Here is a 6,644-nt window from a genome sequence, read left to right on the forward strand (position 1 = left end):
CGGGGGCGTGGAGGGGTTGGGGGGGGGTGGGTTGGGGGGGTGGGGGCGAGGGGGGGGGGGGGGGGGGGCGCTTCGGCGGCCGCGCCCCCCCCGACCGCCTCAGGCCGCGGCGACCAGCACCCCGGCCGGCTCCAGGGCCAGCGCCAGCACCTCGCGCACGTCGGCCACCGGGTGGACGGTGAGCCGCTCCAGCACCTCGGCCGGGACGTCGTCCAGGTCGGCCTCGTTGCGCTTGGGGATGATCACCGTGGTGACGCCGGCCCGGTCGGCGGCGAGCAGCTTCTGCTTCACCCCGCCGATCGGCAGCACCCGCCCGGTCAGCGACACCTCGCCCGTCATCGCCACGTCGGTGCGCACCTTGCGGCCGGAGAGCAGCGAGGCCAGCGCCGTGGTCATGGTGATGCCGGCGCTCGGCCCGTCCTTGGGGACGGCCCCGGCCGGGACGTGCAGGTGCACGCCGCGGTCGCGCAGCGAGGTGACCGGCAGTTCCAGCTCGGCGCCGCGCGAGCGGAGGTAGGAGAGCGCGATGTGCGCGGACTCCTTCATCACGTCGCCCAGCTGCCCGGTCAGGGTCAGCCCGGTGCCGCCCGTCTCGGCGTCGGCCAGCGAGGCCTCGATGTAGAGGACGTCGCCGCCGGCGCCGGTGACGGCGAGGCCGGTGGCCACCCCCGGGACGGCGGTGCGCCGCTCGGCGGGTGCCTGGGCGGCCTCCGGCACGTGGTGCGGGCGGCCGATCAGGGCGGGCAGGTCCGCCGCGCCGACCGCGGCGGGCAGCTCGCGCTCGCCGAGCTCGGCCTGTGCGGCGATCTTGCGCAGCACCCGGGCGATCGAGCGCTCCAGGGTGCGCACGCCCGCCTCCCGGGTGTACTCCCCGGCGAGCCGGCGCAGCGCCTCCTCGTCCACGGCGACCTGTCCGTCGGCCAGGCCGGCCTTCTCCAGCTGGCGCGGGAGCAGGTGGTCGCGGGCGATGACGACCTTCTCGTCCTCGGTGTAGCCGTCCAGGCGGACCAGCTCCATCCGGTCGAGCAGCGGCTCGGGGATGGCCTCCAGCACGTTGGCGGTGGCGAGGAAGACCACGTCGGAGAGGTCGAGTTCGACCTCCAGGTAGTGGTCGCGGAAGGTGTGGTTCTGGGCCGGGTCCAGCACCTCCAGCAGGGCGGCGGACGGGTCGCCCCGGTAGTCGGAGCCGACCTTGTCGATCTCGTCGAGCAGGACGACCGGGTTCATCGATCCGGCCTCCTTGATCGCCCGCACCAGCCGGCCGGGCAGGGCTCCGACGTAGGTGCGCCGGTGGCCGCGGATCTCCGCCTCGTCCCGGACGCCGCCGAGCGCGACCCGGACGAAGGTGCGGCCCATCGCGCGGGCCACGCTCTCGCCGAGCGAGGTCTTGCCGACGCCGGGCGGCCCGACCAGGGCGAGCACCGCGCCTCCTCGGCGGCCGCCGATCTGGCCGAGCCCCTGGTCGGCCCGGCGCTTGCGGACGGCCAGGTACTCGACGATCCGCTCCTTGACGTCGCCGAGGCCGGCGTGGTCGGCGTCGAGCACGGCGCGGGCGCCGGCGATGTCGTACGCGTCCTCGGTGCGCTCGTTCCAGGGCAGCTCCAGGACGGTGTCCAGCCAGGTGCGGATCCAGGAGCCCTCGGGCGACTGGTCGGAGGAGCGCTCCAGCTTGTCGACCTCCTTGAGCGCGGCCTCGCGGACCTTCCCGGGCAGGTCGGCGGCCTCGACCCGGGCGCGGTAGTCGCCCTCCTCGTCGGCCGGGTCGCCGTTCAGCTCGGCCAGCTCCTTGCGGACGGCCTCCAGCTGGCGGCGGAGCAGGAACTCCTTCTGCTGCTTGGCCACGCCCTCCTCGACGTCCTTGCGGATGGTGTCGTTGACCTCCTCCTCGGCGAGGTGGTCGCGCAGCAGGGTGAGCGCGTACTCCAGGCGGGCGACCTGGTCGGCCTCCAGCAGCACCTTGAGCTTCTGCTCGGCGGTGGCGAAGGGCGCGTAGCCGATGTTGTCGGCGAGCTCGCCGACGCCCTCGATCTGCGCCACCCGGTCGACGATCTGCCAGGCGCCGCGCTTGCGCAGCCACTGGGTGGACAGCGCCTTGTACTCCTTGACCAGCTCGGCGGCCCGCCCGGCCACCGGCGTGCCGACCGAGGACTCCTTGAACGGTGTGGTCTCCACCCAGAGGGCGGCGCCGGGGCCGGTGGTGCCGACCCCGATCCGGACCCGGCGCACGGCGCGCACCAGCGCCGCCGGGTCGCCGTCGGCCAGCCGGCCGACCTGTTCCACGGTGGCCAGCGTGCCGGCCGCCGCGTACGAGCCGTCCACCCGCGGGACCAGCAGGACCTGGGGCTTGCCGGAGCCGGTGGCCGCGGCACGGGCGGCCTCGACCGCGGCGCGCACCTCGGTGTCCTTGAGGTCCAGCGGGACGACCATGCCCGGGAGCACGACCTCGTCGTCGAGGGGCAGCACGGGCAGGGTGAGCGGTGTGGACGTCGATGCCATGATCTCTCCCCGGTCAGTGAACTTGAGTCGACCTGACTAAGGATTCGCGGGCGCCGGTTGTTCCCCGCACCTTGTTCGCTGTGAGCGAACAGGGCCGTCACCGGAACGGCCGGGGGGAGGCCTCGTCAAAAGGGAGCGGAAAGAACGGCCCAAGAGGGCCCCGGCGTCAGCGCGCGGTGGACGGCCGGCGCCCGGCCCGCACCGCCCCGGCGGCCGGGGGGACGATCGAGGGGACGACCGCGGAGAGCACGGAGGAGAGCACCGAGGAGGCGGACGGGGAAGCGGCGGAGCCGGCCGCCCGCACCCGGGCCGGGCGCAGCCGCGGCCCGGGCGGGCGCCGCTCGATCCGGCCCAGCCAGCGCCACAGCGCCATCCCGGTGAGCAGCGCGGCCGGGTGCCCCACCGCCGTGACCAGGTCCTTCTGGGTGGCGATCTGCTGGGCGAGCATCAGCCCGACGCCGGCCAGCGCCACCGCCCGCGCGCGCGGCGGCAGCGCCCCGGCGGCCGCGCCCAGGCAGGCGAGCACGCCGTAGCTGACGCCGATGTCCAGCTGGTCCATCGCCGCCGGGGCCAGCCGCCCGGTCTCCACCGCGGTGATCACCACGCCCTGGGAGAGCAGGGTGGCCGCCACGTGCCCGGCGGCGAACACCGCCGCCGCCCGGGCCGGGCCGACCCGGCGCTCCAGCGGGGCCAGGGTGAAGGCGAAACCCCACAGGTAGGGCAGCCACGATCCCCCGGCCACCCAGAAACCACTCAGCAACAGGGCGCGCAGCGGGTGCTGGAGCAGGTTGTGGCCGTCCGAGCTGGAGGCTTCCTGCAAACGCTGGACGAGTTCCGGATCGGCGATCCCGGCGAAGGTCGAGGTGACGCCGACGACCGCGAGATATCCGATCGTGAACGGGGTCCGCCGAGGTGTCGGCACGCGTTCCAGCAGCCATTCGACGGGACCGCCGCGCAACCGGGCCGGGAGCATTCCGTACGGCGCCCCCGAAGGCGCGCGCCCGCCGGCACCCCACCGCAGTCCAGCCATGACGCCTCCGCTCCCACACCCGCAGCCGCACGGCGCCCGGAGGGCGCCCGACGCCCCGGCGCGGAGGCCGGATTCCGCCCTGCGGGGCGTTGTCGCGGCCACGCTACGTCGAGGTTCTGAGAGGCACCTGAGAAAAGCCCGTGAAGACCGTCGACGACGGGACCGGCCGGATTCCCGACATTGGTCCAGACCTTCTCCCGATTAACGCGTCAGTAGGGCCTCTGACCGGCGACTTGGCGTCAACTGGACTGCATACGTACCGTTACGCAGTGAAAATTCGCCGGGTAAGGTATCGGCCCGTGCCCACTCCTTCGGTGGGCCCGAGGGCGGCCGGACAGCCGGCCCAGCGGGCCGGAAACGTCCGGTCCGCCTGCCGGGAGGCATCCGCTGTCCGTACGCTGCGAAGTGCGTGGGAGGAGTGGGCGGAAGACCATCCGTCCTCCACTCCCCGGTGCACGAACGGGACGGCGGACCCGGCACAGTCCACGACGGAACAAGACTACGAGCGGAGCCCCGCCATCCCCACAGGTGGCCGGCCCGCAGCCCTGGGGGCGGTGGCGTGACCGTGACAGAAATTCAGCAGGACAACCCCAACACCGGCGGCACTGTGAGCAGCCAGCGCAGAGTGCTGGTGGTGGAGGACGAACCCACGATCGCCGAGTCGATCGCGGCGCGACTGGGCGCCGAGGGGTTCAAGGTCGCCGTGGCCCACGACGGCCCCGGCGCGGTGGACGGCTTCCACACCTGGCAGCCGGACCTGGTGGTCCTGGACATCATGCTGCCCGGCTTCGACGGGCTGGAGGTGTGCCGCCGGATCCAGGCCCAACGCCCGGTGCCGGTACTGATGCTGACCGCCCGCGACGACGAGACGGACCTGCTGGTCGGCCTCGGCGTCGGTGCCGACGACTACATGACCAAGCCGTTCTCCATGCGCGAACTGGCCGCCCGGGTCAACGTGCTGCTGCGCCGCGTCGAGCGCGCCCAGCAGGCGGCCCGCACGCCCGCGCTCGGCAGCCTTCGCTTCGGCGAACTGGAGATCGACCACGTGCAGCGCCGGGTCCGACTCGCCTCGGGCGACGTCCACCTGACGCCGACCGAGTTCGACCTGCTGGCCTGCCTGGCCGCCCAGCCGCGCGCGGTGCTCACCCGCGAGCAGCTGCTGGCCGAGGTCTGGGACTGGACCGACGCGTCCGGCACCCGGACCGTGGACAGCCACGTGAAGGCGCTGCGCCGCAAGATCGGCGCCAGCTGGATCCGCACCGTCCACGGCGTCGGATACGCGCTGGAGGCCCCGCTCTCCTGACGGGGGCTCCGGGCGACGGGCCACCGGGGGGCCCGTGTCCCGGCACCGCCGTGACAACACGCGGGGATCACAGGGGAGCAATGACCTTTCCACAGCAACGCAACGGGGACGCCGACGGCGCGCGCCCGCAGACCCTGGCCGCCCGTGCGGCCAGCCGGGTCTGGGCCGACATCCGTCCGCTCGACCCGGTCCGCTCCATCAAGGGCAAGCTCGCCCTGCTGGTGATCGTCTCCGTGTTCCTGGCCACCGGGATGGTGGTCGTGGCGATCCGGTCCGAGACCCAGATCCGGATCATCATGGTCTTCTCCATGATCGCCTCGCTGCTGTTCATGCAGTTCCTCGCGCACGGGCTCACCGCCCCGCTGCGCGAGATGACGGACGCCGCCCGCGCGATGGCCTCCGGCGACTACAGCCGCCGGGTCGAGGTGAACTCGCGCGACGAGATCGGCGAGCTGGCCGCCGCCTTCAACGGCATGGCCGCCGACCTCCAGGCCGCCGACCGGCACCGCCGCGAACTCGTCGCCAACGTCTCGCACGAGCTGCGCACGCCGATCGCCGCGCTGCGCGCCGTGCTGGAGAACGTGGTGGACGGCGTCGTCCAGCCCAATCCGGCGACCCTGGGGGCGGCCCTGGAGCAGACCGAGCGGCTCGGCCGCCTGGTCACCCACCTGCTGGACCTCTCCAAGATCGACGACGGCGTGGTCGACCTGGACGCCCGCCCGTTCGAGGTGCGCGAGTTCCTGGACGGCGTGCTGCGCGGGGTCACCGTGGACGGCGCGACGGCCGGCGGGGCCTTCTCCCGGCGCGGTGACGTCCGGCTCGCCCTGGAGGTCAGCCCGGTCGGCCTGACCGCCGTGGCGGACCCGGAACGCCTCCACCAGGTGGTCGCCAACCTGGTCGACAACGCCTGCAAGCACTCCCCGCCCGGCGGCACCGTGACGGTGCGCGCCCGGCCCGACGGCGAGGACGGCGGCCTGCTCCTGGAGGTCCAGGACGAGGGCCCCGGCATCCCGCCGGCGGACCGCGGCCGGGTCTTCGAGCGGTTCAGCCGCAGCGGCACCGCGACGGCCTCCGGGCCGGGCTCGGACGGCGGCACCGGGCTGGGCCTGGCGATCGCCCGCTGGGCGGTGGACCTGCACGGCGGACGGATCGCCGTCGCCGAGTCGCCGAGCGGCTGCCGGATCGAGGTCCGGCTGCCCGGGCAGTCCTGAGCCGGTCGGGACATTTGTCACAGATCCGGCACAGACGCATACGAAGATCGTCGACGGATGAACCTGGGCTTTTGTCCGCTTTCGCCCCGATTTATGGGGTGATCGGGCCCGATCGGTTCCCCGCAGATACGGCTTTCTAACGCACTTTTTCAGCCAATCTGCAGGTCAGGACTGTGATCTGGGCGACGCCTGGGGCCCGGGGACTGCGCGATCACTGGTCAGGGGCGTAGCCTTAATCCCCGCTGTCCAAACATCCCAAAAGGAAGCGGAAGAGGGCGGTTGCCGCCGTGTCGCCACAGTCCCCTGAAACCCCCAACAGCTCGGCAAGCTCCACTGGCTTCGGCCCCAATGAGTGGCTCGTCGATGAGATCTACCAGCAGTACCTCCAGGACCCGAACTCGGTCGACCGAGCCTGGTGGGACTTTTTCGCCGACTACAAGCCCGGTACCGAGGTGACCCCAGTGACCCAGGCCGCGACCCAGGCCGGCCCCACGCCGACCCCTGCCGCTGCCCCCGCGCCCGCCGCTGCTGCTGCGCCGGCTGCGCCCGCCGCCCCGCTCGCCGCCGCGCCCGCCGCGCCCCCGGCCCCCAAGGCCGCCGCTCC

5 protein-coding genes are annotated in these 6,644 nt (G+C 73.5%); 3 read left to right on the forward strand and 2 right to left on the reverse strand.

What is annotated here, in order from left to right:
* Positions 1–99 precede the first annotated feature (99 nt).
* Positions 100–2,496 carry an endopeptidase La gene (lon, locus tag ACFXOZ_RS41620; RefSeq protein WP_375897237.1) on the reverse strand — a complete coding sequence of 799 codons (2,397 nt, stop codon included), beginning with the start codon at positions 2,494–2,496 and terminating at the stop codon, positions 100–102.
* A 166-nt stretch (positions 2,497–2,662) separates the two neighbouring features.
* Entirely contained in the window at positions 2,663–3,526 is an 864-nt protein-coding gene (locus tag ACFXOZ_RS41625; RefSeq protein ID WP_380595261.1) for a rhomboid-like protein, read from the reverse strand.
* A gap of 565 nt (positions 3,527–4,091) precedes the next feature.
* Here ACFXOZ_RS41625 and ACFXOZ_RS41630 point away from each other — a divergent pair.
* The 3 genes from ACFXOZ_RS41630 to ACFXOZ_RS41640 all read left to right on the forward strand — a co-directional run.
* The gene (locus ACFXOZ_RS41630) at positions 4,092–4,829 is read left to right on the forward strand and encodes a response regulator transcription factor (RefSeq protein ID WP_094742879.1); all 738 of its coding nucleotides are present in this window, start codon (positions 4,092–4,094) and stop codon (positions 4,827–4,829) included.
* A gap of 80 nt (positions 4,830–4,909) precedes the next feature.
* Positions 4,910–6,040 carry a sensor histidine kinase gene (locus ACFXOZ_RS41635; RefSeq protein ID WP_375897243.1) on the forward strand — a complete coding sequence of 377 codons (1,131 nt, stop codon included), beginning with the start codon at positions 4,910–4,912 and terminating at the stop codon, positions 6,038–6,040.
* 287 nt (positions 6,041–6,327) lie between these two features.
* A partial coding sequence (locus ACFXOZ_RS41640) for a hypothetical protein (RefSeq protein ID WP_380595263.1) occupies positions 6,328–6,644 on the forward strand: 317 nt, incomplete at its 3' end.

This window comes from Kitasatospora sp. NPDC059160 (assembly GCF_042755465.1).
Classification (GTDB): domain Bacteria; phylum Actinomycetota; class Actinomycetes; order Streptomycetales; family Streptomycetaceae; genus Kitasatospora.